This window comes from Dactylosporangium darangshiense (assembly GCF_039537565.1).
GTDB classification, from domain to species: domain Bacteria; phylum Actinomycetota; class Actinomycetes; order Mycobacteriales; family Micromonosporaceae; genus Dactylosporangium; species Dactylosporangium darangshiense.
The window spans coordinates 36,733-60,262 of sequence record NZ_BAABAT010000043.1 but is presented as its reverse complement, the minus strand read 5'-3'; the positions used below and the strand labels follow the sequence as shown (position 1 = coordinate 60,262).

Here is a 23,530-nt window from a genome sequence, read left to right as displayed (position 1 = left end):
GGTCATTCCATCAGCGCACGGGTCTGGCGTACCCACGCGGCCGCCTCCATCTTCTCGAACGTGGCCAGCGCCGCGGCCAGCAGCGGCGCGGCCGCCCTCGCCCGGCCGTGCCCGCACAGCCAGCGGCCGTACTCCAGCTGCAGCCGGGCCCGCACCCACGGCCACCGGGTCAGGTCCGCGCCCAGGCCGACGAGGTACAGCGCCTCTGCCTGCGCGTCCGCGGCCAGCACCGCCCGAGCGTAGAGCAGGTGCACGGCCAGCAGCGGCGACGGCGTCTGCGCGGCCGCGACCTGCTCGAGCTCCTCGACGACGGCGAGCGCCTCCTCCGCGCGCCCCGCGTGCACGGCCGCCTCGGCCAGGAACATCACCCCGGCGAAGCGTTCGCGGCGGTGGAACGCCGGGTCGAGCGGGTCGAACAGGCGGCGCAGCTCGGCGAAGGCGTCGTCGAAACGGTCCTCGCTGAACCACATCGCCCCTCGGGCCAGCTGCACTACGGCGAGGATGTCGTTGAGCCGGCCGGGCGAGGCGGCCAGCTCGGCCCGAGTGGCCAGCCGCAGCGCGGCGTCGACGTCGCCGCGCAGCGCGTCCGCCCGGGCGTCGCAGGCGATGGTGCCGGTCGACCACACCGGCTGCCCGGTCTGCTCGGCCAGCCGGCGGCCCTCCGCGGCGGCGGCCCTGGCCCGGGGCCAGTCGCCGAGCTCGAGGCACACCTGCACCGTCATGCTCAGCACCTGCGGCAGCAGGCCGAGACGGCCCTGCTCGCGCAGCTCGGTCTCGGCCGCTGCGAGGAAGTCGGCGGCGCGGGTCTCGTCGCCGACGGCGTGCGCGGCCATCCCGTACAGTCGCAGGGCCTCCGCGCCGGCGTGGTCGGCCGCCACCCGGTCCAGCCGCCGCAAGACCTCCCGGCACTGCAGCACGGGCTCGGCGACGGCCACGGCGGCGAGGTGCCGCGGGTCGGCGCGCAGCTGCGGGAGGGCCTCGGCGGCGGCGACGACCGTCGCCCGGGCCGCCGGGCCGGTGTCCGCCCACCAGCAGCGCAACGCGGCCCCCAGCAGCAGGTTCAGCGCGAGGTCGGCGTCCTCCCCGGCCGCCGGCCCCTGCGCCAGCTCGCACAGCTGCACCACCCTGGCGGCATCGCCGGGCGTGCCGTCGCTGAAGATCTCGCGCAGCCACTCCAGCCGGGCCACGTCCAGGGCACCGAGCTCCAGCTGCGACGCCGCCCGGACCAGCCGCCCCACATCGTCGGTGCGGCCCAGGCCGAAGGCGTGCTCGGCCGCCACCAGCAGCCGGTGCCCCCGCCGGCCCGCGCCGACGGTCAGCTGCGCGGCCCGCTCCAGCCACTGCACCGCCGAGGCCCGCGCGCCGCGATCCACGGCGGCTGCGGCGGCGGCCTCCAGCGCGTCGGCGACGGCGTCGTCCCGGCCGGCGATCGACTGCGCCCGGTGCCAGATCCGGCGGAACGCGTCGGCGACCACGTCGGCCAGCGCGGCATGCGCGGCCAGCCGCCGCTGGACGGGCTCGGCCTGCAGCACGCCCGACCGTACGAGCGGGTGGCGGAACTCGACCCGCACGGCGTCGGCGACGATCAGGCCGGCGTCGACGGCCGGTGCGAGGACCTGCCGGTCCAGTGGCAATCGGGCCAGCACGGCCGCGGCCGCCACGACCTCCTCGACGGTGTCGCCGGAGTCGCAGGCGGCGACCAGCACCGCGTCGCGGGTCGGCGACGGCAGGTCGGCGAGCCGGCCGGCGAAGGCCCGCTCCAGCCGGACGGTGAGCCCGACCGGGCGATCCCCGCCGGCCGGCCGGTGCGCTTCGGCCTCGGCGCGGATCGCGGCCGGCAGCTCCAGCAGCGCCAGCGGGTTGCCGAGCGCCTCCTCCTGCACCCGCCGCCGATCGGCGGCGCTGAGCCCGCCGCCGTGCCGGTCGAGGATGGCCGACGCGGCCTCGTCGTCGACCCGTTCCACCCTCAGGGCGGGCAGCCCGGCGGCCAGCAGCGGACGGTCGTAGCCGGTGCGCATCGCGGCGACGACGGCGACGGCCGCCTCGCCTGCGCGGCGGGCCAGGACGGCGAGCACGTCGTGGGACTGCGGGTCCAGCCACTGCGCGTCGTCGGCCAGCACGACCACCGCGCGGCGCTGCGCCAGCCGCGCGACGAGGTTGACCGCGGCCAGCGAGATCAGGACCGGCTCCGGCCGCCGGGCCTCCAGCAGCCCGAACGCCGACAACAGCGCCTCACGCTGCACCGCGGGCAGCAGCGGCGCGTCGGCCAGGACCGGCCGCAGCAGCTGGTGCAGCGCGGCGAAGGGCAGCGCCGCCTCCGACTCGACGCCGGTGGCGCTCAGGACCAGCAGCCCCCGGTCGCGGGCATCGCGGCGCACCGCCGCCAGCAGGGCGGTCTTGCCGATCCCCGGCTCGCCGAGCACCACCACGGCGTCGCCATGGCCTCCGGCGGCGGCCGCCACGCGCGCGGCGAGCTCTGCCAGCTCCCGGTCCCGACCGAACAAACCGGCCGCTACCGGCGCCCCGCCACCCATCCGCCACTCCCTTCGCGCGTCCTGCGGACCGTAGCGACGCGCCGCGGAACCCGCCTAGCGTCAACCGACTGCAGCCGCCGCGCCACCGCATGCCATCCCCGCGTCCCGAGATTAAGAAAATTAAGATCAACATCTTGAAAATTGAACTCTGATACGAGTACAACTGAGATATGACGGAACAAACGATGGACTGGCAGGAGCTCACGAACCTGACGCGGGGGCAGCCGTTCGTCGTCGAGCGGGTGCGGCTTGCGAGCAACGGCGTTGCGATCGAAGGCGAGTTCGAGCTGCCGCAGCTGGCGCAGCTCAGCGTCGAGGATCAGATCTTCGTCACGGCGTTCGTGCGCAGCCATGGGTCCATCAAGCAGATGGAGCGGATCTTCGGGGTGAGCTACCCGACGATCAAATCGCGGCTGAACCGGGTCGCCCAGATGCTCGACTTCGTCGAGACCGACCCGGCGCCGCCGCAGGCCGACGTCATCGATCGGCTGCGCCGCGGCGAGATCACCGCGCAGGAGGCGCTGTCCGAGCTGGAGGGGCGGTCGTGATGCCACAGCTGGTCACTCTGCGGTTCAAGCGGCCGCAGCGCCGGGCCATCCGGATCTGGGTGCCGGTGCTTCCCGTGCTGCTCGTGTTCTCGCCGCTCGTGGTCCTGGCCGCCCTGGGGGCGGTCGTGGCCTGTCTCATCTTCCGCGTCAGCGTGGCGCGGGCGTTCGGCACCGGATGGCGCATCGTCTGGGCGTTGTCCGGCACCCGGTTCGACATGGAGTACGACCGCATGGGCGTGCTCGTAGCTTTCCGATAGGAGAAGGGTCCGATGAACGAACAGCGCAAGGACATCCTCGACATGCTCGCCGAGGGCAAGATCACCGCCGATGAGGCGGAGCGGCTCCTCGCCGCGCTCGAGCGGGACCTGCCGGCGCCGGCGGCGAGTCTCGACGTCCGGCCCAAGGGCAAGCCGAAGTACCTGCGGGTCATGATGAACACGGTCGAGAACGACGAGACCGGACACATCAACATCCGCGTGCCGCTGCAGCTGCTGCGGGCCGGGGTGCAGCTGGCGGCCCTGATCCCGCCGAAGGCACTGACCGCGGCCAACACCAAGCTGACCGAATCCGGCGTGCCGATCGACCTGACGCAGCTCAAGCCCGAACAGCTCGAGGCGCTCGTGGAGCACCTCGACGAGATGACCGTGGACATCGACCAGCCCGACGCCAAGCTGCGGGTCTTCTGCGAGTAGACCCGAGAGGGTGCTGGAACACCCTCCCGGGTCCGCGCCCGCTACTGCGAAGCGCTGTTGAACTGCGAATTTGGATTCTAGCCACTCATGCTCGGCGACGGCGCGCGGCGCGCGACCTACCGCGTGCCGTCCCGAGCGGGGCGCGCGAGCGTGTCCCAGGCGGCCATCGCGCAGGCGATGACGGTCTCCAGCTCGGCCCGGTCGGCGCCGTCGCGGGCCTGGATGGACAGCCCCTGCACCACGGTCGTGTAGTAGCGGGCGATCCCGTCGAGGCCGGGCGCCGGCACCGCGAGGTCGCCGTCGGCGACGCCGCGGGCGAGCCGGTCCCTGATCGTGGCGAACATGTCGCGGCGCAGGTCGGCGAGGAACTCCCGCACCGGGTGGTTCTCCACGGCGCCGGTCGGTGCGGCGAGGATCAGCATGCAGTAGTGCGGCGCGTCCGGCAGGGTGATCTGGTCGGCGGTGGCGCGGAGCATGGCGTGGATGGCCGCGCGGGCCGTCGGCTCCTCGCGCAGCGCCCGCCGGGGCGGCTCCCCCGCGGTGGCGCCGTAGAGCGCCATGGTCTGCCGGAACAGCTGTTCCTTGCTGCCGAAACACGCATAGATGCTGGCCGAGGCGATGCCCATCGCCGCGGCCAGGTCGTTGAGCGAGGTCCCCTCGTAGCCGCGCTCCCAGAACAGGTCCAGCGCGTGGCGCAGGGCGACGTCCGGGTCGAACGCGCGCGGCCGGCCGCGAGTAGCCATCTCGTCACCCATCGCTTTTCTTTGTCGTTCGATCAAGTTTACCTTGACCGCCGCCTTCCCCGCGTGGGACTTTATTGGTCGTTCGATAAATAATAGGACGGAAGGAAGCCGCCATGCGTGCCCTGCAGCAGACGTCGTCGAACGGCCCACAGGACCTCCGCCTGATCACCGACGCGCCGGTGCCCAGCCCGGGCGCGGGCGAGATCCTGATCCGGGTCACCGCGGCGGGCGTCAACTTCGGCGACGTCCTGCAGTCCCGCGGCGAGTTCCCGGGCGGCCCGCAGCCTCCGTACCTGGCCGGCTTCGAGGCCGCCGGCGAGATCACCGCCGTGGGCGACGACGTCACCGGCCTGCGGCCCGGCGCGCACGTCATCGGCGCCGGGATCGGCGGCGGCGCGTTCGCCGAGTACATGGCCCTGCCCGCCGTCGCGGCGGTGCCGGTGCCCGCGGGCTGGAGCGACGAGCAGGCGCTGGGCCTCGTCGTGAGCTGGCCGACCGCGCTGGCGGCGCTGCGGCCGCTCGGGCGGCTCGCCGCCGGCGAGACCGTGCTCATCGACGCGGCGGCGGGCGGCACCGGCCAGGCCGCGCTGAAGCTGGCCAAGCACTACGGCGCGACGGTGATCGCCGCCGCCTCGCCGGGCAAGCACGAGACGCTGCGGGCGCTGGGCGCCGACCACGTGCTCGACTCCCGCGGCCCGGACCTCGCCGCCGAGGTCCTGGGGCTGACCGGCGGCGCCGGCGCCGACCTGGTGCTGCAGTCGGCCGGCGGCGCCACCTTCGGCGCGAGCCTGGCCGCGGCCAAGCGGGTCACCGGCCGGGTCGTCGTCTACGGCACGGCCGGCGGCGAGGCCGCGATCACCAACTGGGAACTGGTCTATCGGCACCAGATCCAGCTCATCGGCCTGAACATCGGCATGCTGATCCAGGCCGCGCCGCAGATCTTCGGCGCGGTGATGGGCGAGCTCTTCGCACTCATCGGCGCCGGGGTGCTCACGCCGACCCGGCCCACCGCGTACGACCTCGCGGACGGCCCGAAGGCGCTCACCGAACTGGAGTCGCGCGCAACGGTCGGCAAGCTGGCCCTGGTGCCCTGATCACCAGCAGCAGCGCCCGGGTGACGATCGGCGTCATGCGACCGGCACCTGCTCCGCCTGCCCCTGAGTGGCGACCGGGTCCTCGGCGGTCGGGCTCAGCCGCAACATGAGCACGACGAGCATCACCAGCACACCGAAGAGGCCGGTCGCACGGAAGCCGGCGACGAAGGCGTCCTGGACGTGATGCAGCAGGGCCGGATCGTGCAGGTCGCCCGCCCGCCGGAAGCCGTCCACCCACGAGCCGTCGGCGTGCCCGGCGCCGGCGGCCAGCCGCCGGCGGTAGACGACTGTGCCGATACTGCCGAGCACGACCAGCCCGGTGGCGATGCCGATCTCGTTGGCGGTCTGGGTGAACGATGCCGCGGATCCTGCCCGCTCCTGGGGTGCGTGAGAGATGACGTCGTTCATGAGGTACGGAAACACCGCCCCGATGCCCGCGGTGGCCAAAACGCTGCCGCAGATCACGACGGCGACGCCGGACGGCCCCGCCGGGATGACGGCGTACGCCACGAACCCGGCGGCCATGACCAGCAGGCCGCCCAGGACGACCCGAGAGGGCCGGACGTGCCGGCCCAGCCAGGGTCCCAGGTTCGACGCCACGATCATCGCGAGCATCGAGGGCAGCAGGCACAGCGCCGCGCGCAACGGCGACAGGCCGCGGGCGGACTGCAGGTAGAAGGCGATGAACAGCGACGTACCGCCCATCAGCATCGCGGTCAGGAACAGCACCCACATCACCCGGGCCACGCCCGGCTGGCGCAGCAGCGACAGGTCGACCAGCGGGTCTGGGAGCGCTCGCTGGCGGCGGACGAACAACACCCCCAGCCCGGCCCCGACCACGGCGAGCACCAGCGGCGGCCAGGACCAGCCGCCGTTCACGGTCATCTTGAGCGCGGCGACGACCAGCAGGATCGAGGCCAGGCACAGCGCCGCGCTGCGCAGGTCGATACGCCCAGCGGCCGGGTTGCGGACCTCCGGCAGCAGGCGCGGCGCCGCGACCAGGGTCAGCAGCATCGCCGGTACTCCCAGCAGGAACACCGAACCCCACCACCAGTGCTCGATCATCAGGCCGCCCAGCAGCGGCGCGATGGCCATCCCGGTGAGGAAGCAGGTCATGTACGCGCCCATGGCCGACAAGCTGCGCTTCGGGTCCGGGAACAGCCGGCCGATCAGCGCCATCGAGGCGGGCATGATCGCGGCGCCGGCGACGCCCATCACCGCCCGTGTCGCGATGATCATCCACGGGGTCGTCGAGAACGCCGCGAGCGCCGAAACGGCGGCGAAGACCGCCGAGCAGATCAGGATGAGCCGGCGCCGGCCGATCCGGTCGCCCACCGCGCCCATCGTGATCATGGTGCCGCCCACCATGAACCCGTAGATGTCGTTCATCCACAGCAGCTGCGTCGGCGACGGGTGCAGGTCGGCGGCCATCTTCGGCAGGGCGACGCTGAGCACGCTGATGTCGATGGCGATCAACAGCGAGGGCACGGACAGCAGCGCGAGCGCGAGGCGCGGGTCACGACTTTGCATAAGCACCAGCCTCGCAAGGGGCACGGGTCGCAGGGAAAGGCCGATCGTGCATGACGTTGATACGCCGCACGCATCGCGCGCGACCCGCCGGTACGCGAGAATCGGGATCATGGCCGACATCGCCGCGCCCGCGCCGGAGACCGTCGAGCTGCGGCACCTGCGCTCGTTCGTCGCGGTCGCGGACGAGCTGAACTTCAGCCGCGCCGCGCAACGGCTGTTCCTGTCCCAGCCCTCGCTCAGCCGCCAGATCCGCAGCCTGGAGCGGCTCATCGGATGCGAGCTGTTCCGGCGTTCGACCCAGCGGGTCGAGCTCACCCTGGCCGGTGAGGCGCTCCTGACCCGCGCCCGCACCCTCCTGACCGATGCGGACGAGGCGATCGCCGCGACCCGGGCGGTCGGCGGCGAGCTTGCCGCGCGCATGACCAGCATCTGGCAGCCGTGGGTCGAGGCGACGGCGAACGTCGCCGACCTCGGCCGGATCCGGGCCACCACCGAGGAGCTGCACGGCCGGTTCTCGCCACCGGCCGAGGTCGCGGTCACCGCCACCGTCGCCGGCGGCGTGCCGGCGCTGCGACTGTCCGCACCGGAGGCGTCGGACGCCACGATCCTCTTCCTGCACGGCGGCGGCTACATCGCCGGCTCCGCGTTCGGCTACCGCCACCTCGTGGGCGCCATCGCGGCGGCGGCCGGCATGCCGGCCATCGCCATCGACTACCGGCTCGCGCCCGAACACCCCTATCCGTGCGCCGTCGAGGACGCGCTGAACGCGTACCGCTGGCTGCTCGACAGCGGCCTGGATCCGGGCCGGATCGCCTTCGTGTGCGACTCCTCGGCCGGCGGGCTGGCCATGTCGACGCTGCTCACCCTGCGGGAGCAGGGCGTGGCGCTGCCGGCCGCGGCCGCGCTGTTGTGCCCGTGGGTCGATCTCGCCGGCCGCACGCACCGGCCGTCCCAGGACTCGCCGATCACGTTCCTGCCCCAGATGGCCAAGGTGCTCGCCGACGCCTACCTGGACGGCCACCCGATCGACGACCCGCTCGTGGATCCGCTGCGGGCCGACCTCACCGGGCTGCCGCCGCTCCTCATCCACGCCGCGTCCGGCGACTCCGTGTTCGAGGAGGCCAAGCTACTCGCGAAGCGCGCCGAGACGTTCGGGGTACCCGTCGAAACGTCGATCTTTCCCGTGCCCACGCACGACTTCCACCTCTTCTGGACCTTCCTGCCGGAGGCCGCCGCAGCCATCGACCAGGTGGGCCACTTCCTGCGCACGACGACCGCGGGCGCGGCGGGCACATGACGGACGGCTACACCGCACGCTTCTCACGGCGATGGCGGATCGTCGCCGCCGCGGGGGCCGTGGTCGTGTCGGCACCGCTGCTCACGCCTGAGCCGGCGTGCAGCTCGCCGTCCTCGCGGCGCTGATCGTTGCCGTCAACCGGCCGGTGGTCCGCGGCGCGTTCCCGCCGGTACCCGATCCGCGCCCGCGCAACTGCCGCGCCGCGTTGCTGCTGGCCGTCCTTGCGCCGGTCGTCGCCGAGGTCACGCTGGGCACGGTACCGCTGCGGCTGGCCTGGGCGTGGCTGGTCTTCGCCCCCGTCTACAGCGCCGGCGCCGTGTTCGTGCGCGAGGTGGTCCGCCGCACCGGCCGCGGCTACCCGAGCCTGCTGCTCATGGGCATCGCGCTGCTGCGGGTCGCGGTGCCGCCGGGCGAGGATCCGGGGTACAACATGGCGCTGCCCGCCGTCCTGGGCGTTGCCGCCGCGATCGCGGTCCTGGCGGTCGTCGCCCTGCGGGTGCGCGTCCGCCCGGCCCGCCCCGCCGCGCCGCCCCGGCCCGCCGTCCTGGGCGCAGCTGGACGCCCGCCACACGTTGGCGGCGTGCATCGGGGCACTCGCGGGGCACTCGGTCTTCGGCCTGGTCGCCAACGCCGACAGCCCGCTGGACCGCGCCTACCTGGCCACGGTCGCCGTCCTCACGGTCCTTGCCGGGGCCCGGTACGGCCGGCTGCTGCGGCCGGCCGTACCGGGCTCGAGGACGTGATCAGCTCGAGGATGTGATCAGGAGGATGTGATCAGGCGGTGCAGGTCAGCGTGGGTACGGCGTTCGTGCCGCTCCACGTGCCGGTGAAGCCGAACGTGGTCGTGCCGTTGGCCGGGACGGAGCCGTTGTACGCCAGGTTCGTCACCGTCACCGCGGAGCCGGACGTGCTCAGGGTGCCGCTCCACAGCTGGGTGATGGTCTGGCCGTTGGCGTACGTCCACTTGACCGTCCACCGGGAGATGGCCGAGGTCCCGGCCTTCACCGTCACCGAGCCCTGGAACCCGCCCGGCGAGCCCGGCCACTGGTTGGTGACCGTGTACGTCGCGGTGCAGGCGCCGCTCGGCGGCGGCGGCGAGCTCGTGGGCGGCTGCGAGCTGGTCGGCGGCTGGGAGCTGTTCGGCGGCTGGGAGGTCGGGCCGCCGGTCGGTCCGCCGCCGCCGGTCGGCGGGATCAGGTACGGGCCGAGGATGTTCATCTTCGCCTGGTTGACGGTGTTCCAGTCGTCGCTGACGATGCCGCCGGTGTCGCCCGAGTCCGGGTTCCACGACCAGTACGTGAACGACATCCCGTTGACGCCGCTGCCCATGTACGCCATCAGCTTCGTCATCCACTGCGTGTCCAGCGGGTTGGCCAGCGTGCTGCCGAACTCGCCGACGAGCACCGGGGCGATGTTCTGCTTGTACAGGTACCCCCAGAAGTGATCCCAGACGTCGGGCAGGTTGTTCGGGAAGTTCGGGTCCTTGAACCACGGCTGCCGGTCGTACACCGAGATGCCGTAGTCGTGCGCGGAGTAGACCAGCCGGTTGGCCACGTTGAGCCGGACCGGGTAGGTGCCCGCCTTGGAGAGGTTGCCGCCCCACCAGCCGCACGCCATCGGATCGTCCGGCACGTTGTCGTACACGTTCGGGGATCCGCCGTTGCCGTCGCAGCTGACGCCCTCGACGAAGATCAGCCAATTGGAGTTGGTCTGCAGGATCGCGTTGCCGATCCGCTCGGCGGCCAGCCGCCAGTCCTTGGCGGTGTCGCCGCAGCCCCAGCAGGAGCCGACGCCGTTGGGCTCCGTGCCGTCCGCGTGCGGCTCGTTGAACAGGTCCGCGCCGACGACGGTCGGGTTGTTCGCGTACCGCGACGCGAGCATCTGCCAGTCGGCGATCTCGCTGGCCTCGGTCGCGGAGCCGCTGTACCACAGGGCGGTCTGGCCGGCGGCCGTCGGCCGGTGCCGGTCGAGGATGATGCGCATGCCCTTGCCGCCGGCGTAGTTGACGATCTTGTCCAGGATCTGCAGCGGGGACAGCCCGACGAGGTCCGGGTTGGTGTCGGTGTTGATGCTCGTGGCCGCCGCGCCGGCGCGCAGCGAGTCGCCGGTGTACGGCACCCGGATGGTGTTGAACCCGAGCTGGGCCATGTGGTCCAGCTGCTGGGTCCAGGTCGCCGGCCGGCCCGCCCACAGCCCATGGAAGGTGTGGTTGTCGGTCTCCATGCCGAACCAGTTGAGGCCGGTGAGCCGGACCGTCGCGCCGGTCGAGTCGACGATCTTGTTGCCGCTGGTGTGCAGGTAGCCGGTGCCGGTGCCGGCGGATGCCGTACCGGCGTTGAGCGTGACGGCGATGAGCGCGGTGGCCGCTACGGCGGCCAACGCCGCGGCACCGCCGACGGCCCTTCTGATCCTGTTAGCTTTGAGACCCACGGGATGACACTCCGTTCGCGTAACGAGTTCGGCGACTCCGCTCGCTGCGCATCGTGGGCTCGGGCACGATCAGCGTCAATCCGTGGCCGTCGCGCCCCGCCGCCGACGTGCGCCGGCGGCTGAAACTTTCCAGGCCACGTACCCTGGGGGGTATGGAGATTGACGGCGAGGCACTCGGCGACGTGATCAAGCGGTTGCGGCGCGCGGAGGGACAGATCCGCGGCGTGATCGCGATGCTGGAGGAGGGGCGCGACTGCGCCGACGTCGTCACACAACTGGCCGCGGTCTCCCGGGCACTGGACCGGGCCGGCTTCAAAATCATCGCCACCGGGTTGCGGCAGTGTGTCACGGACCAGGAGTCGGGTAAGCAACCGCAGCTGGACATCGCCCAGCTGGAGAAGCTGTTCCTGTCCCTGGCGTAACGCTTCGAGGGCTCGTTTGCATACCCCCGGGGGTATCTGGCACGCTCGGGAGGAACCTGCACGCAGTGCGAAAGGAACGGTTCCGTGCCGAAGATCCTGCCGATCGACACGCCCACCCTCGGCGACCGCGCATACCTCGTCCACGACGGCCGGGTCGCATTCGTCGTGGACCCGCAGCGCGACATCGACCGCGTGCTCGACCTCGCCGCGGCCGAGGGCGTGACGATCACCCACGTCTTCGAGACGCACGTCCACAACGACTACGTCACCGGCGGGCACGCCCTGGCCCGCCGCACCGGCGCCGCCTACCTCGTCAACGCCGACGATCCCGTCGCCTTCGACCGGCGGCCGGTTCGCGACGGCGACGTCGTCGGCATCGGCGACGGCATGCGGGTGCTGGTCCGGCACACCCCGGGCCACACCTTCACGCACCTGGCGTACGTCCTGGAGGCGGACGGGGCGCAGGTCGCGGTGTTCACCGGCGGGTCGCTGCTGTACGGCTCGGTCGGGCGCCCGGACCTGCTCGGCCCGGCGCACACCGAGGCGCTCGTGCACCACCAGTACGCGTCGGCCAACGGCCTCGCCGCCGAGCTGCCCGATGCCGCCGCCGTGTACCCCACGCACGGGTTCGGCAGCTTCTGCGCCGTCACTCAGGCCGACGTCGCGACGTCCACCATCGGGCGGGAGAAGCGGACCAACCCCGTCCTGACCACGCCCGAACGGCAGTTCGTCGACGAGCTGCTCGACGGGCTGGACGCCTGGCCGGCCTACTACGCGCACATGGCCGGTGTGAACCTGGCCGGCCCGGGCGAGCCCGACCTGTCGCCGCCGCAGCGCGCCGACGCCGGCCAGCTGCGCGAGCGGCTCGCCGCCGGCGAGTGGGTCGTCGACCTGCGCAACCGGGTCGCGTTCGCCGCGGGGCACGTTGCCGGCACGCTCAACTTCGGCCTCGACGGCAGCTTCGCCACCTACCTGGGCTGGCTCATCCCGTGGGGCACCCCGCTGACCCTGCTCGCCGAGACGCCGGACCAGCTCGCCCGGGCCCAGCGTGAGCTGGTGCGCATCGGCATCGACCGGCCGGCCGCGCATGCCACCGGTACCGCCGCCGACTGGACCGGCGGCGACGAGCTCGCGGCGTATCCGCGCGCCACGTTCGCCGACCTGGCCCAGGTGCGCCACCACCGGCCGGTCGCCGTCCTGGACGTGCGGCGCGACCTCGAACGCGCCGCGGCGCACGTCGACGGCACCGTCCACGTGCCCCTGCACGAGCTGCTGCGGCGACTCGGCGACGTCCCGGACGGCGAGGTCTGGGTGCACTGCGCGTCCGGCTACCGCGCCTCCATCGCCGCGTCGGTCCTCGCCGCCGGCGGCCGTCGCGTCGTCGCCGTCGACGACGACTTCGCCAACGCGGCCGCGGCCGGGCTCCCCGTCGCCGCCGGCGACACGGCACGGAGCCGGGTGTGACGGTGCTCGTGCTCACGGCCGCGCTGGCGACCGTGATCGGGGTGAGCCTCGGCATGCTCGGCGGCGGCGGGTCGATCCTCGCCGTGCCGCTGCTGGTGTACGTCACCGGCCTGCCCGCCAAGGAGGCCATCGCCACCTCGCTGCTCGTCGTCGGCGCCACCAGCGCGGTCGCGGTCATCCCGCACCTGCGGGCCGGCCGCGTCCGATGGCGCACCGGCCTGATCTTCGGCCTCGCCGGCATGACCGGCGCCTATGCCGGCGGCCGCATTGCCGGGCACCTCCCGGCCGGCGTGCTGCTCACCGCGTTCGCGGTCATGATGCTCGCCACCGCGGCCGCGATGATCCGGGGCCGCCGTGCGAGCGTCGACAAGCCGGTGTCGTACGACCTGCCGGTGCCGCGGGTCATCGCGGACGGCGTCGCCGTCGGCCTGGTCACCGGCCTCGCCGGCGCCGGCGGCGGGTTCCTCGTCGTGCCCGCGCTCGCCCTGCTCGGCGGGCTGCCGATGCCGATCGCCGTCGGCACCTCGCTGGTCGTCATCGCCATGCAGTCGTTCGCCGGGTTCGCCGGCCACCTGTCCGGCGCCGGCATCGACCCGGGCCTGGCCGCCGTCGTCACCGTCACCGCGATCGCCGGCAGCCTCCTCGGCACCCGGCTGGCCGGGCGCATCCCCGCCGAAACGCTGCGCAAGGCGTTCGGCTGGTTCGTCGTGGCCATGGGCCTGTTCGTCCTCGGCCGGCAACTGCACGCCAGCCCGGTGCTGTGGAGCGGTCTCGCCGTGGCACTCGCCGCCGGGGCCTGCGCTTTCCGCGCTTTTCGCGCTTTCCGGCAACCAGCTCGCTGAACCGACCTCTTGGAGTAACCATGTGTCAACGCGCCACCTGTTCCAGCTGCGGCAAGGCCACCTACACCGGCTGCGGCAACCACGTCGACGCAGTCCTGGCCGGCGTCCCGCAGTCCCAGCGGTGCACCTGCGAGCCCAAGGCGCCGGCCGCTCGCCTGCTGTCCTGGTTCCGCCGGCGCTGAGCGTCGAGCTGTCGGCTACCCGCGCCCGGTGAACCGCGCCGGCGACCTGCCCGTTGTGGCGGTCATGAATCTCATGATGCGCCGGACGCGCCTGGTGATCGCGGTGGGATTCGCCCTGGCCGCGGCCGGGGTGATGGCCGCGCCGGCCGAGGCGTACACGCCGAGCACGAGCGACGACTGCACGTCGAGGAAGATCAAGAATCCGAGCAGCGTGCACATCGTCGTGCACACCGAGTCGCTGCTCGGATCGGACCTTCAGGTCTCCAACATGCTGGCGGCCATCGACGCGGTCACCGACGAGTTCAACACGGTGGGCGGGACGACCGCACACATCAGCTCCGTCACCACGACCACTGCCACGTTCCACCACAAGACCAGCTACCACGAGTCGGACGGCACCATCCACCTCGGCTTCGCCCCGGTCATCAAGGACGATGACGGGGTGACGCACGTGGGGCAGGAGGTGCCGTTCGAGTCGACGGCAACCCCGCCGCTGCCCAGTCCCTGCACGGTGGCCAGCCCGAACATCGGCTTCCTGGACCTGGACCACATCTCGGGCTGGAACTTCAAGACGCCCGGCGACACCGACAAGGACCAGGGCAACAAGTTCTACAAGGCCGGCGTGAAGGACCTCGTGGATCACTACTACTTCCGGCCGCAGCTGCTGCACGAGCTCCTGCACGCCTTCGGGCTCGCCCACTCGGACAACACCACGGCCTTCATGAACTACGGGCAGCTGCCCTGGATCAACCGGTCGCCGGACAAGATGATCACGCCGCTGCCCGACGACCTGGCGGGGCTGCGGCACTTCTACCCGGGCAGCGGCGACGTCTACCGCGTCGCCTTCCTGAACACGGCCCTCGACCCGGCCGGGCCCGTCAGCGACGGCGGCGCCGGAACACAGAGCCCGCTGTGCCACCCGTCCGGGGGCACGACCTACGCCTCCGTGTTCGCCACCTACAACTACGGCTGCGCCAAGTCGCCCTATTTCGACGTGTGCGCGGGCGGGCAGGTCTACGGCGCCTACTCGCTGGCCAACTACTCCACCAGGGACATGCAGGTGACCGTCCAGGCGTGGTTCTCCACCGATGACGTCTGGACGGAGAGCGATCACGCCTCGGTCGACTATGACGTGTACACGGTCGCCGTCGGCAAGACCGTGCTGATCGGGGACCACTGGACGATGCCGTCGATGCAGGTCGGCACGCTGCAGATCCACGTCATCCTGCGCGTGATTGCGCTGCAGTACACGCCCGGCAGCGCACCGCCCGCCAACTCGGTCACCACCGACTGGCTGCCGTTGGACGGCACCGTCACCACCTGCTGAGCGACCTCCCCGACCGGGCGTGGTATACAAATACCGGTATAACAATATCCACAACCGGAAGGGGAGGCTGTCGTGATCGAGCTCAAGTCCGCCGAGGAGATCGGCCGGATGGCGGTGGCCGGCCAGTTCGTCGGCGAGCTGCTCGCCGAGCTGAGCGGTGTCGCCGCGGTCGGCGTGAACCTGATGGACCTCGAGCACCACGCCCGCCGCCGGATCAAGGAACGCGGCGCCGAATCATGCTACTGGGACTACGCCCCGTCGTTCGGCCGCGGCCCGTTCCGCAACGTGCTGTGCCTGTCGGTCAACGACGCGGTGCTGCACGGCCTGCCGCACGACTACGTGTTGCGGGACGGTGACCTGCTCAGCATCGACATGGCGGTCGGCATCGACGGCTGGGCCGCCGACTCCGCACTCTCTGTCATCGTCGGCACCCCCGACCCGGCCGACCTGAGGCTGATCGAGGCCACCGAGGTCGCCCTGGCGGCCGCCATCACCGCCGCCCAGCCCGGCGGCCGCCTCGGCGACGTCTCCGCCGCGATCGGCGAGGTCGCCCACTCCTACGGCTACGGCGTCAACGCCGAGTTCGGCGGCCACGGCATCGGCCGCACCATGCACGAGGCCCCGCACGTCGCCAACAACGGCCGCGCCCGCCGCGGCATGAAACTCGAGCCCGGCCTCACCATTGCCATCGAGCCCTGGTTCTGCCGCTCCACCGACAAGATCAAGTATGACGACGACGGCTGGACGATCCGCTCCGCCGACGGCTCCCGCACCGCCCACTCCGAACACACCGTCGCCATCACGGCTTCCGGCCCCCAGGTCCTGACCGGGCGCCCCACGCACGCAGCCTCCTGACCCACCGCAGCTGTGCAACTTCTGCCCATTGCGCTGGCGTTGTCTGCGGCACTCATCCACGCGTGCTGGAGCCTGTTGAGCAAACGCCTGTCGCGGTACGACCCCACGGCGTTCGTCTGGCTGGCATCGCTCGGCTCACTGCTTGCGTACGCCCCGGTCGTGCTCGTCCTGACCGAGAGCTCGGCGTTTCGTCCGTCCGGCACGCAGGCCGTTGCAGAAATGCCCGTCCACGGGCATCGATGATCACGGCACCGACACACCACACCTGGCATGCGTCGGGCACCGTTTTCAATTCGTACATGTCGCTACCGTAATGCGCTCAGGCAGTGAGGAAGGCGGCCAGGCCATCGACGGCGCGCGTGATGTCGTCGTCGTTGGTGTACGGGGCAAGGCCCAGGCGCAGGCCGTGCTCGTCCGGCAGGGCCAGGCGTCGGAACGGCTCATAGGCGTAGAACGAACCCGCCGGGGCCAGCACGTCGCGCCGGGCCAGGAACTGAAACGCGTCCCAGGTCTTGCGGCCCGGCAGCGACAGCAGCAGCGTCGGAGTCCGCGAAGCGGCCCGCGAATGGACCACCACCTGCGCTCCGAGCGCAGCGAACCCGTCTTCGAGCAGGCGCAGGAGCCGGGCCTCGTGGGCCTCGATCGCGGCGTACGACGCGGCCAAGCGGGAGCGGCGGTCGCCACCGGGCGAGGCAACGATCCCGGCCAGGAAGTCGACGGCCGCGGTGGCGCCGGCCATGATCTCGTACGGCAGGGTGCCGAGCTCGAAGCGCTCCGGCACCTCGTCCGTCGCCGGCAGGAGCTTGTCCGGCCACAGCGACTCGAGCAGCGAGGGGGCCGCCGCCAGCACGCCGCAGTGCGGGCCCAGCAGCTTGTACGGCGAGCAGACGAACAGGTCGGCGCCGAGCGCGGCCACGTCGACGAAGACGTGGGCGGCGTAGTGGACGCCGTCGACGTAGACCAGGGCGCCCACCGCGTGCGCGGCGTCGGCGATCGCGCGGACCGGTGGGCGGGTGCCGATCAGGTTCGACGCGCCGGCGATCGCGACGAGGCGGGTGCGCTCGGTGATCGCCGCGCTGACGCTCGCCGGGTCGACCTCGGAGGTGGCCGGGTCGAAGTCGATCCAGCGCACGGTCGCACCGGCGGACTCGGCGGCCTGGACCCACGGGCGGACGTTGCAGTCGTGGTCCAGGCGGGACACGACGACCTCGTCGCCGGGGTGCCAGGTCTTGGCGATCGCGCGGGACAGGTCGTAGGTGAGCTGGGTGGCGCTGCGGCCGTACACGATGCCGCCCGGCTCGGCGCCGAGGAAGTCGGCGTAGGCGAGGCGGAACTGCTCGACGGCTCGGTCGGCGCGCAGCTGCGAGTCGCTGGTCAGGCCCCGGTTGGACAGCGGGCCCGTGAGCGTGTCGGCGATGGCGGCGCCGACCGCGCGCGGGGTCTGCGTGCCGCCTGGACCGTCGAAGTACGCGGTGCCGCCCCGCAAGGCGGGGAACTGGTCGCGCAGGGCGGCTACGTCGTATGACACGTGAAGGATCTTAACGATGGCGCAGGGCGTGCGCGACGCTCAGCCGTCGGGCGCGCCAGGCCAGTTCGATGAGCGTGGCCAGGATGATGACGGCGATTGCGCCCTTCATCGACCGGTCGGTCGGTGCCGCGGTGAAGATCGGGCCCGAGCCGATGACCCAGGTGAGCACGGCGCAGACGGCGAGGCTGTGTACCAGGTCGGCGGTGCGCACCGTCGGGCGCCAGCGGCCCAGCCACAGCAGCGTGGTCTGGATCGCGATGCCGGCGAGGACCACGGCGAGGAGGATCGGTCCGCGGTACCGCACGAAGCCCTCGTCATAGGCGAACGCGTCGAGCGCGGGCTGCGTCGCCCGCCCGCCCGTGGCCAGGCGCAGTGCGGCGTCGGGGTCGAGCAGGACCAGGGTGCCGGCCACGAAGAACGCCACCGCGGCGGCGCGGCCGGCGCGGTTCACGCGGTCGGTCGGCAGGGGGCGGGGGTGCCACGTCGGCGGGCGGCGGCGCCGCAGCCAGGCGGCGAGGGCGAAGCCCGCGAAGAGCAGGCCCAGCCAGCCGAAGACGACGGGCCAGGCCTCGTCGGCGGCGCGGCCCAGGTCGCGGTCGGCGCGGATGAGCTCGGCCAGGACGGCGCCGAGCTGGATGACGATCGCGCCGCCCACCGCGAGGGTGAGAAAGCGGCGGGTGTCGACGGGGTCGATGAGGGCGACCGGCGTGCCGTATCGGGCCGCGACCTCGGCCGGGTGACCGAAGCGGCGCAGCATCTCGCGCACGGCGGGCTCGCCGTCCAGGTCGGCGGCCTGCTCGGACAGCAGTGCGCGCAGCTCGAGCGCCACGTCGGGGCGCTGCCGGCGCGGGAGGAGGCCGACGACGTCGGCCACGTATCGATCGATGAGCTGGTCCGCCGTCATGGCGTCGTCTCGCTCTCCATGAGTAGCTCCATCGCCTCGTTGAGGCCGCGCCAGGTGCCGGTCAGCCGCTCGTACAGCGCCCGGCCCTCGCCGCTGAGCCCGTAGTACCGCCGCGGCTTGCCCTCCGCGGTGCGCCACTCGCTGCCCAGCACGCCCTGCGCCTCCAGGCGGCGCAACAGCGGGTAGAGCGTGCCCTCCTCGATCGGCAGGCCCCGCTCGATGAGGGACTGCCGCAGCTCGTAGCCGTAGCGCGGCTCGCGCAGCTGGGAGAGCACCGCCAGCACGACGACGCCGCGGCGCAGCTCCTGCTCGAGCTTGTCGAAGACATCGTTTGCCATGCGCCACACAGTACCATGCGGCACACAGCACATGGAGAGCGCTGTACGGTAACCGACATGGCTGGGCCGGTCCTCCCCGAGGAGCTGCTGCTGGCCGCACACCCCGCCGACCGGCCGTTCGGGTGGCACGGCGGCGTGCTGGCCGTCCGGGTCGCCGGCGCCGCGCTCGGCGAGCTGGTCCTGGCGGGCCGGGTCGCGCCGCACGCCAAGGGACTACGGCGCACCGGCGGCGCGGATCCGATCGGCCATCCGCTGCTCGACGCGATGCTCGCCGACACGGCTGCCATGGGCGACGGCGCCGCCGTGTGGGTGCACGGCTGGGCGCCGCGCGCCTACGCGCACGCCCGCGACGCGCTGCTGGCCGGCGGGGCGCTGCGGCACGAACGACACCGCCGGCTGTGGTGGCGCACCGACCTGACCCGCCTCGCCGAGGGCCATCCCGGCCGCGCCGAGGTGATCGAGCGGCTGCGCGAACCGGAGAGCCGGCGCGACCGCCTGCTCGCCGGGCTGCTCCACGCGCTGGGCCGCGAGCCGGCCGAGGACGCGTGGGTCATCGACACCGTCCGCCGGGCGACCCGGATCGGCGTCGACTAACCGGCCCAGGTGCGGCCGTTCTGCCAGTACTCGTGGATCTCCTCGAGGGTGCGCCCGCGGGTCTCCGGTGCGCGGCGGAACAGGTACAGCCAGGCGATCACCGACACGGCCAGCAGGACGGCGAACGTGCGCGCGCCGCCCAGCGTGCCCAGGGCGCCCAGGAAGAACTGCGCGAGGACGAAGTTGACGGCGAGGTTGGGCAGCAGCAGGGCGGTGGCGCCGGCGCCGCGGAGGCGGTCGGTGTACCCCTCGGAGGCATAGATCCACAGCAGCGAGCCCAGGCCGGCGTTGAAGCCCACGGTGAACAGCAGCAGCCCGGCCAGGCCCAGCACCGTCCCGCCCCGCTGCGTGGCGAAGGCGGCAACCAGCAGCGCGTGGCCGGCGGCGAGGACCGCCGTACCGCCGAGCAGTGTGGCGCGACGGCCCAGCCGCTCGACCGCCGAAGACGAGGCCAGGGCCGCCAGCAGGCCGCTGACCTGCACGATCGCGGGCAGGATGAGCAGGGCGAACGGGCCGCGGAAGCCCATGCCCTCGAAGATGCGCGGCGCGAAGTTGCCCACCGCGCTGACCCCGGTGAGCTGCACGAGCGCGCCGAGGAGGATGACGAACGTGGTCACCGGGCGGTACCGCCGGCCGAACAGCTCGGCGAAGACGCTCGGGCCCGCAGTGCGCCGCGCGCCGGGGACGGTGTCGGGCGCCCTGACGAGCAGGGCTACGCAGACGGTGGCGGCCGGCGCGGTGACGGCGAGCATGACCCGCCACAGGCCGCTCGGCGCGAGGGCGTAGGCGACGACGAACGCGGCGACGATCCCGCCGACGATGGCGACCTGATACAGCACCGCGATCCGGCCGCGCACGTCAGGCGGTGCGGCCTCGGCGATGTAGACGGGCACGACGACGGTCACGACGCCCATCGCGATGCCGATGAGCAGGCGCGTGCCGTCGATCCACACGAGGTTGGCCACGAGCGGGGAGGCGGCGCCGAGCACGGCGGTGACGAGCGAGGCGACCAGCAGCGTGGGGCGGCGCCCGGCCGCGGTCACGATCCGGTTCGCGGTGAGCACGCCGAGGAGCATGCCCAGCACCGGTACCGCGAACAGGGTCCCCTGCTCGCCCACGCTCAGGCCGAGCTGGGGGCTGAGGTACAGCTGCGCGCCGGCCATGGCGGCGCCGAAGTAGCCGTAGTTGATCCCGATGGCGAGGGCGATGGCGGCGGTGCGTCCCGCCGGGATCGGGCTCAACATGATCGGTACGCTACTCGTAAGCGGCGCAAGGGCAATCGTCAGTTACGGCGAAGTTCGCGGCCGCGTCCTTGTCGCACAATCGCGAGCCTCACGGCGTCTCCTTGTCGTGAGCGACGGAATCTGGGATCGACCCCGGTGTCACAGCCCGCGCACGACCAGGGCACGGCGCAGGTCCGCCGCGGTCGGGAAGCCGATCTGCGGCCGGTCGACCAGCGCCGCGTCGAGCACCTCCGCGAGCGGCCGCGGCACATCCGGGTTGCGCTGGCGGATCGGCACCGCCTGCGTCTGCAGGACCACCTGCCAGGGGTCCTTGCCACCGGCGAAGTCGCGCGGGTAGTCGCGGGTGAGCAGGTGATACAGGCACGCGGCCAGCGCCCACACGTCGACCGCGGGCCGGGCGTGGCGGAAGTTCACCACCTGCTGGTACGGCATGAAGTACGGCTTGCCGGCCGCCGTGCCCGTCCGCGTCAGCCCCGACAGGCCCGCCTGGTCGAACGCCTTGGCCAGCCCGAAGTCGGCGACCTTCACGGTGCCGTCGGCGGCGAGCAGGATGTTGTGCGGGGTCAGGTCGCGGTGCACGACGCCCTGCCCGTGCGCGTGCTCGAGGCCGTCGAGGGCCTGCAGGATCAGCGGCACCGCCTCGTCGACGCCGAGCCGCCCCCGCGCGACCCGGTCGGCTAGGCTGCCGCCGGCGCAGTACTCACTGGTGAAGAAGAACACGCCGCCGTGGCTGCCGGCCTCGTGCAGCCGCGCGATGTTCGGATGGTCCAGCCCCTGCGTCACCGAGATCTCGCGCATGAACTGGGCCCGCGCGTCCGGGTCGGCGGCCACGCCCGGCAGCATCATCTTCAGCGCCACGGCCTGCCCGGTGGCGACGTTGCGGGCCAGGTAGACGCGGCCCATCCCGCCCTCGCCGAGCACTTTCTCGATGGTGTACCGCACGCCGCCGACCGCACCGCCGAGCAGATCGCGGACCAGCTCGTCCGGGGAGTTGCGACACTCGGCGCAGACGTACTCGCCCTCGCGTCCGCCGATCTCGCCGCCGACGTCGGCTCCACAGTGGACGCAGCGCGGCACGACCTTGGTCCGGTCCAGCCGCGCCGGCCGCTCGTCGCGCTTGACGTCGACGCGCAGCACCGTGTCGCCGAGGCGGATCTCGTCGCCGTCGCGCAGGTCGTGCTCCGGGAAGCTCGCGGCCGCGCCCTGCTCCGGCGTCTGCCCCGGCTCCCGCTGCCCGATCCGCTTGCCGTTGAGGTAGGTGCCGTTGAGGCTGCCGAAGTCGCGGATCCGCGCGTCCGGCGGGTTGATGTCGATCAGGCAGTGATGCCGCGAGACCTTCCGGTGATCGTCGTCGTCGGGCAGCCGCGGCTGGCAGTCGGCGGCGCGCCCGAGAACGCACGAGGTCCGCTCGGCGAACTCGAACGTCCGCCCGTCCAGCGGGCCGCGGGTCACGATGAGGGTCACGGTCGCAGGCACGGCCGCCATCCTGCCAAGCGGCGGCGGTTCTCGCCATCCCGTCCGTTTTTTGTCGTACCCCGGGCATATGGTGCCCGTGGAAGCCAACACGAGGGGAATGTCATGGTCGGGAAGCTCGATGTGGTGGTGTTCGACGCCGCAGACTACCTCGGCCTCGCCGCCTTCTACCGCAACTTCGCCGGCTGGACCGAGCTCAACGCCGAAGACGACTGGGTGACGCTCAGCACGCCCGACGGCTGGGACATCGCCTTCCAGCTCGCACCCGACCACCAGCCGCCGCATTGGCCCGGCCAGCAGCGCCCCCAGCAGGGCCACCTCGACCTGCGCGTCCCCGACCTGGACGGGGCGACGAAGCACGCCGAGTCACTGGGCGCGACGGTCCTGGCCCGCAACGAGGCCTGGCACACCCTGGCCGACCCCGCCGGCCACCCCTTCGACCTGTGCCTGATGCCCGACAGCCCGGGCGTCACGCTGATGGGCGTCACGCTCGACTGCCCCGACGCAACGCAGCTCGCCGCCTTCTACTCCCAGCTGCTCGGCAAGCCCGTCACCTACGACGCCGCCGGCATCGCCATGATCGGCGAGGAAGGCGCCCGGCCGGTCCTGTTCCAGCAGGTCGCCGACTACAGCGCCCCGCGCTGGCCCGACCCGGCGTATCCGCAGCAGCTCCACCTCGACCTCCTCGTGGAGGACCTGGACGCGGGCGAGGCGGCGGCGGTGGCACTGGGCGCAACGAAGATGCCGAGCAACGGCACGACGTTCCGCGTCTTCACCGACCCGGCCGGCAAGCCCTTCTGCCTCTGCCTCAACCCCGCCTGACGCCCGGCCCTTCGGGGCCGCGCTGCTCCCCCACGCACCCCGCCCGCCGATGCGCCGCGGCACGGTCTTCGGCGGATTCGGCAGGGCCGGCGGCGCCCAAGCCGCGCGCAGGCTGCCGTCGTGGTGGCCCCGGACCAACGCTGCGGCCAGGCCCAGCCCGGCGTCCCGGCGGCCCTGCACGCCGCCCTTGCCGGGGTGCTCATATCCATCCCGCGGGTGGATCGCGGCGGAAGTCGAGGTACTGAGACGTGTGGTCGACAGCGTCCCTGACCCACTGCATGCGGTCGGCCGCGGCGCGGGGATTGTCGCCGAACTCCTGCGCCATGCGGGCGACGCACCCGTGCGACGTGAGTGTCGAGACGGCGCGCGTGATCGCGGCGCGGATCTCTACCGCCCCGGGGCGCTCTGACGGCTGCAGATCGGAGGCGAACAACGCTTCGCACAGAACAGACATGCTCTTTCCCTGCTGTTGAGGAGGTCCCACGGCGGCTTGCCCTGGCAACACCACCAGCCTCGTGCCGGGATGCCGCCGCGGCGCGGGGAGAAATACCTGTTCCACTACGCATCTTCGGCGTCGGTAGTGCCAGCGGGCACCGAACGCCAGCGAAGTTGGGCGGTCCGCAACGCGGCGATCGACGCGCGCGGAACTGCGGTGTTGGCGTTCCGG

General features: G+C 72.5%; 25 protein-coding genes. 15 read left to right on the top strand and 10 right to left on the bottom strand.

Annotated features, from left to right (window positions below):
* Nucleotides 1-2 precede the first annotated feature (2 nt).
* On the bottom strand, nt 3-2,534 hold the full coding sequence (locus tag ABD901_RS45800; RefSeq protein ID WP_345137905.1) for an AAA family ATPase: 2,532 nt from the start codon (nt 2,532-2,534) through the stop codon (nt 3-5).
* A gap of 170 nt (nt 2,535-2,704) precedes the next feature.
* On the opposite strand from ABD901_RS45800, the gene ABD901_RS45795 reads away from it, so the two are divergent.
* Genes ABD901_RS45795 through ABD901_RS45785 form a run of 3 tightly spaced genes read left to right on the top strand, consistent with a single transcriptional unit; the run spans nt 2,705 to nt 3,774 of the window.
* Nucleotides 2,705-3,082 carry a DUF2089 domain-containing protein gene (locus tag ABD901_RS45795; protein WP_345137903.1) on the top strand — a complete coding sequence of 126 codons (378 nt, stop codon included), beginning with the start codon at nt 2,705-2,707 and terminating at the stop codon, nt 3,080-3,082.
* Nucleotides 3,082-3,339: a hypothetical protein gene (locus tag ABD901_RS45790; RefSeq protein ID WP_345137969.1), complete on the top strand. Its 258-nt coding sequence runs from the start codon at nt 3,082-3,084 to the stop codon at nt 3,337-3,339. Before ABD901_RS45795 ends, ABD901_RS45790 begins: the two co-directional genes overlap by 1 nt.
* 12 nt (nt 3,340-3,351) lie before the next feature.
* On the top strand, nt 3,352-3,774 hold the full coding sequence (locus tag ABD901_RS45785) for an SHOCT-like domain-containing protein (RefSeq protein WP_345137902.1): 423 nt from the start codon (nt 3,352-3,354) through the stop codon (nt 3,772-3,774).
* A gap of 116 nt (nt 3,775-3,890) precedes the next feature.
* Here the strand turns inward: ABD901_RS45785 and ABD901_RS45780 are convergent, their stop codons facing one another.
* Nucleotides 3,891-4,529 carry a TetR/AcrR family transcriptional regulator gene (locus ABD901_RS45780; protein WP_345137899.1) on the bottom strand — a complete coding sequence of 213 codons (639 nt, stop codon included), beginning with the start codon at nt 4,527-4,529 and terminating at the stop codon, nt 3,891-3,893.
* A 101-nt stretch (nt 4,530-4,630) separates the two neighbouring features.
* Here ABD901_RS45780 and ABD901_RS45775 point away from each other — a divergent pair, with 101 nt between their 5' ends.
* The gene (locus ABD901_RS45775; RefSeq protein WP_345137897.1) at nt 4,631-5,611 is read left to right on the top strand and encodes a zinc-binding dehydrogenase; all 981 of its coding nucleotides are present in this window, start codon (nt 4,631-4,633) and stop codon (nt 5,609-5,611) included.
* A gap of 33 nt (nt 5,612-5,644) precedes the next feature.
* Here the strand turns inward: ABD901_RS45775 and ABD901_RS45770 are convergent, their stop codons facing one another.
* A complete protein-coding gene (locus ABD901_RS45770; RefSeq protein ID WP_345137894.1) occupies nt 5,645-7,141 on the bottom strand; it encodes an MFS transporter in 1,497 nt (498 codons plus the stop codon).
* A 109-nt stretch (nt 7,142-7,250) separates the two neighbouring features.
* Here ABD901_RS45770 and ABD901_RS45765 point away from each other — a divergent pair, with 109 nt between their 5' ends.
* Entirely contained in the window at nt 7,251-8,438 is a 1,188-nt protein-coding gene (locus tag ABD901_RS45765) for an alpha/beta hydrolase fold domain-containing protein (protein WP_345137891.1), read from the top strand.
* A gap of 97 nt (nt 8,439-8,535) precedes the next feature.
* Nucleotides 8,536-9,198 (top strand): hypothetical protein, encoded by a 663-nt coding sequence (locus ABD901_RS45760; protein ID WP_345137889.1) that lies wholly within the window; start codon nt 8,536-8,538, stop codon nt 9,196-9,198.
* A 14-nt stretch (nt 9,199-9,212) separates the two neighbouring features.
* Here the strand turns inward: ABD901_RS45760 and ABD901_RS45755 are convergent, their stop codons facing one another.
* A complete protein-coding gene (locus ABD901_RS45755; protein WP_345137888.1) occupies nt 9,213-10,817 on the bottom strand; it encodes a cellulase family glycosylhydrolase in 1,605 nt (534 codons plus the stop codon).
* Between the two features lie 203 nt (nt 10,818-11,020).
* Here ABD901_RS45755 and ABD901_RS45750 point away from each other — a divergent pair, with 203 nt between their 5' ends.
* The 7 genes from ABD901_RS45750 (at nt 11,021) to ABD901_RS45720 (ending at nt 16,203) form a co-directional block, all read left to right on the top strand.
* Nucleotides 11,021-11,290: a metal-sensitive transcriptional regulator gene (locus ABD901_RS45750; RefSeq protein WP_345137885.1), complete on the top strand. Its 270-nt coding sequence runs from the start codon at nt 11,021-11,023 to the stop codon at nt 11,288-11,290.
* Between the two features lie 93 nt (nt 11,291-11,383).
* Nucleotides 11,384-12,754, top strand: coding sequence for a rhodanese-like domain-containing protein (locus ABD901_RS45745; protein ID WP_345137967.1), 1,371 nt, complete (start codon nt 11,384-11,386; stop codon nt 12,752-12,754).
* The gene (locus tag ABD901_RS45740; protein ID WP_345137884.1) at nt 12,751-13,596 is read left to right on the top strand and encodes a sulfite exporter TauE/SafE family protein; all 846 of its coding nucleotides are present in this window, start codon (nt 12,751-12,753) and stop codon (nt 13,594-13,596) included. The genes ABD901_RS45745 and ABD901_RS45740 overlap by 4 nt, the downstream gene beginning before the upstream one ends.
* Before the next feature lie 20 nt (nt 13,597-13,616).
* A complete protein-coding gene (locus ABD901_RS45735; RefSeq protein WP_345137883.1) occupies nt 13,617-13,778 on the top strand; it encodes a hypothetical protein in 162 nt (53 codons plus the stop codon).
* 28 nt (nt 13,779-13,806) lie between these two features.
* Nucleotides 13,807-15,105, top strand: a complete 1,299-nt coding sequence (locus tag ABD901_RS45730) for a zinc metalloprotease (protein WP_345137881.1) — start codon at nt 13,807-13,809, stop codon at nt 15,103-15,105.
* Nucleotides 15,106-15,177: 72 nt separating this feature from the next.
* Nucleotides 15,178-15,960, top strand: coding sequence for a type I methionyl aminopeptidase (map, locus tag ABD901_RS45725; protein WP_345137879.1), 783 nt, complete (start codon nt 15,178-15,180; stop codon nt 15,958-15,960).
* A gap of 12 nt (nt 15,961-15,972) precedes the next feature.
* Entirely contained in the window at nt 15,973-16,203 is a 231-nt protein-coding gene (locus tag ABD901_RS45720) for a hypothetical protein (protein ID WP_345137877.1), read from the top strand.
* A gap of 76 nt (nt 16,204-16,279) precedes the next feature.
* On the opposite strand, the gene ABD901_RS45715 is transcribed toward ABD901_RS45720, so the two are convergent.
* Genes ABD901_RS45715 through ABD901_RS45705 form a run of 3 tightly spaced genes read right to left on the bottom strand, consistent with a single transcriptional unit; the run spans nt 16,280 to nt 18,730 of the window.
* Entirely contained in the window at nt 16,280-17,488 is a 1,209-nt protein-coding gene (locus tag ABD901_RS45715) for a cysteine desulfurase-like protein (protein WP_345137875.1), read from the bottom strand.
* A gap of 10 nt (nt 17,489-17,498) precedes the next feature.
* Complete coding sequence (locus ABD901_RS45710; protein WP_345137873.1) at nt 17,499-18,392, bottom strand: HAAS signaling domain-containing protein; 894 nt, start codon at nt 18,390-18,392, stop codon at nt 17,499-17,501.
* Complete coding sequence (locus tag ABD901_RS45705) at nt 18,389-18,730, bottom strand: PadR family transcriptional regulator (protein WP_345137871.1); 342 nt, start codon at nt 18,728-18,730, stop codon at nt 18,389-18,391. Before ABD901_RS45705 ends, ABD901_RS45710 begins: the two co-directional genes overlap by 4 nt.
* A 57-nt stretch (nt 18,731-18,787) precedes the next feature.
* Here ABD901_RS45705 and ABD901_RS45700 point away from each other — a divergent pair, with 57 nt between their 5' ends.
* Nucleotides 18,788-19,324 (top strand): GPP34 family phosphoprotein, encoded by a 537-nt coding sequence (locus ABD901_RS45700; protein WP_345137868.1) that lies wholly within the window; start codon nt 18,788-18,790, stop codon nt 19,322-19,324.
* Here ABD901_RS45700 and ABD901_RS45695 read toward each other — a convergent pair.
* Nucleotides 19,321-20,568: an MFS transporter gene (locus tag ABD901_RS45695; RefSeq protein WP_345137866.1), complete on the bottom strand. Its 1,248-nt coding sequence runs from the start codon at nt 20,566-20,568 to the stop codon at nt 19,321-19,323. The genes ABD901_RS45700 and ABD901_RS45695 overlap by 4 nt on opposite strands.
* A gap of 138 nt (nt 20,569-20,706) precedes the next feature.
* On the bottom strand, nt 20,707-22,044 hold the full coding sequence (locus tag ABD901_RS45690; protein ID WP_345137864.1) for a protein kinase domain-containing protein: 1,338 nt from the start codon (nt 22,042-22,044) through the stop codon (nt 20,707-20,709).
* A 102-nt stretch (nt 22,045-22,146) separates the two neighbouring features.
* Between ABD901_RS45690 and ABD901_RS45685 the strand changes: the two genes are divergently transcribed.
* The gene (locus ABD901_RS45685) at nt 22,147-22,863 is read left to right on the top strand and encodes a VOC family protein (protein ID WP_345137862.1); all 717 of its coding nucleotides are present in this window, start codon (nt 22,147-22,149) and stop codon (nt 22,861-22,863) included.
* A 199-nt stretch (nt 22,864-23,062) separates the two neighbouring features.
* On the opposite strand, the gene ABD901_RS45680 is transcribed toward ABD901_RS45685, so the two are convergent.
* The gene (locus ABD901_RS45680) at nt 23,063-23,422 is read right to left on the bottom strand and encodes a hypothetical protein (RefSeq protein WP_345137860.1); all 360 of its coding nucleotides are present in this window, start codon (nt 23,420-23,422) and stop codon (nt 23,063-23,065) included.
* Nucleotides 23,423-23,530: the final 108 nt, after the last annotated feature.

Bases quoted from the DNA above. Each gene is read 5' to 3' on its own strand.
- ABD901_RS45800 (WP_345137905.1), bottom strand. From the start codon at position 2,534: ATGGGTGGCGGGGCGCCGGTAGCGGCCGGTTTGTTCGGTCGGGACCGG.
- ABD901_RS45795 (WP_345137903.1), top strand. From the start codon at position 2,705: ATGACGGAACAAACGATGGACTGGCAGGAGCTCACGAACCTGACGCGG.
- ABD901_RS45790 (WP_345137969.1), top strand. From the start codon at position 3,082: ATGCCACAGCTGGTCACTCTGCGGTTCAAGCGGCCGCAGCGCCGGGCC.
- ABD901_RS45785 (WP_345137902.1), top strand. From the start codon at position 3,352: ATGAACGAACAGCGCAAGGACATCCTCGACATGCTCGCCGAGGGCAAG.
- ABD901_RS45780 (WP_345137899.1), bottom strand. From the start codon at position 4,529: ATGGGTGACGAGATGGCTACTCGCGGCCGGCCGCGCGCGTTCGACCCG.
- ABD901_RS45775 (WP_345137897.1), top strand. From the start codon at position 4,631: ATGCGTGCCCTGCAGCAGACGTCGTCGAACGGCCCACAGGACCTCCGC.
- ABD901_RS45770 (WP_345137894.1), bottom strand. From the start codon at position 7,141: ATGCAAAGTCGTGACCCGCGCCTCGCGCTCGCGCTGCTGTCCGTGCCC.
- ABD901_RS45765 (WP_345137891.1), top strand. From the start codon at position 7,251: ATGGCCGACATCGCCGCGCCCGCGCCGGAGACCGTCGAGCTGCGGCAC.
- ABD901_RS45750 (WP_345137885.1), top strand. From the start codon at position 11,021: ATGGAGATTGACGGCGAGGCACTCGGCGACGTGATCAAGCGGTTGCGG.
- ABD901_RS45735 (WP_345137883.1), top strand. From the start codon at position 13,617: ATGTGTCAACGCGCCACCTGTTCCAGCTGCGGCAAGGCCACCTACACC.
- ABD901_RS45710 (WP_345137873.1), bottom strand. From the start codon at position 18,392: ATGACGGCGGACCAGCTCATCGATCGATACGTGGCCGACGTCGTCGGC.
- ABD901_RS45705 (WP_345137871.1), bottom strand. From the start codon at position 18,730: ATGGCAAACGATGTCTTCGACAAGCTCGAGCAGGAGCTGCGCCGCGGC.
- ABD901_RS45700 (WP_345137868.1), top strand. From the start codon at position 18,788: ATGGCTGGGCCGGTCCTCCCCGAGGAGCTGCTGCTGGCCGCACACCCC.
- ABD901_RS45695 (WP_345137866.1), bottom strand. From the start codon at position 20,568: ATGTTGAGCCCGATCCCGGCGGGACGCACCGCCGCCATCGCCCTCGCC.
- ABD901_RS45685 (WP_345137862.1), top strand. From the start codon at position 22,147: ATGGTCGGGAAGCTCGATGTGGTGGTGTTCGACGCCGCAGACTACCTC.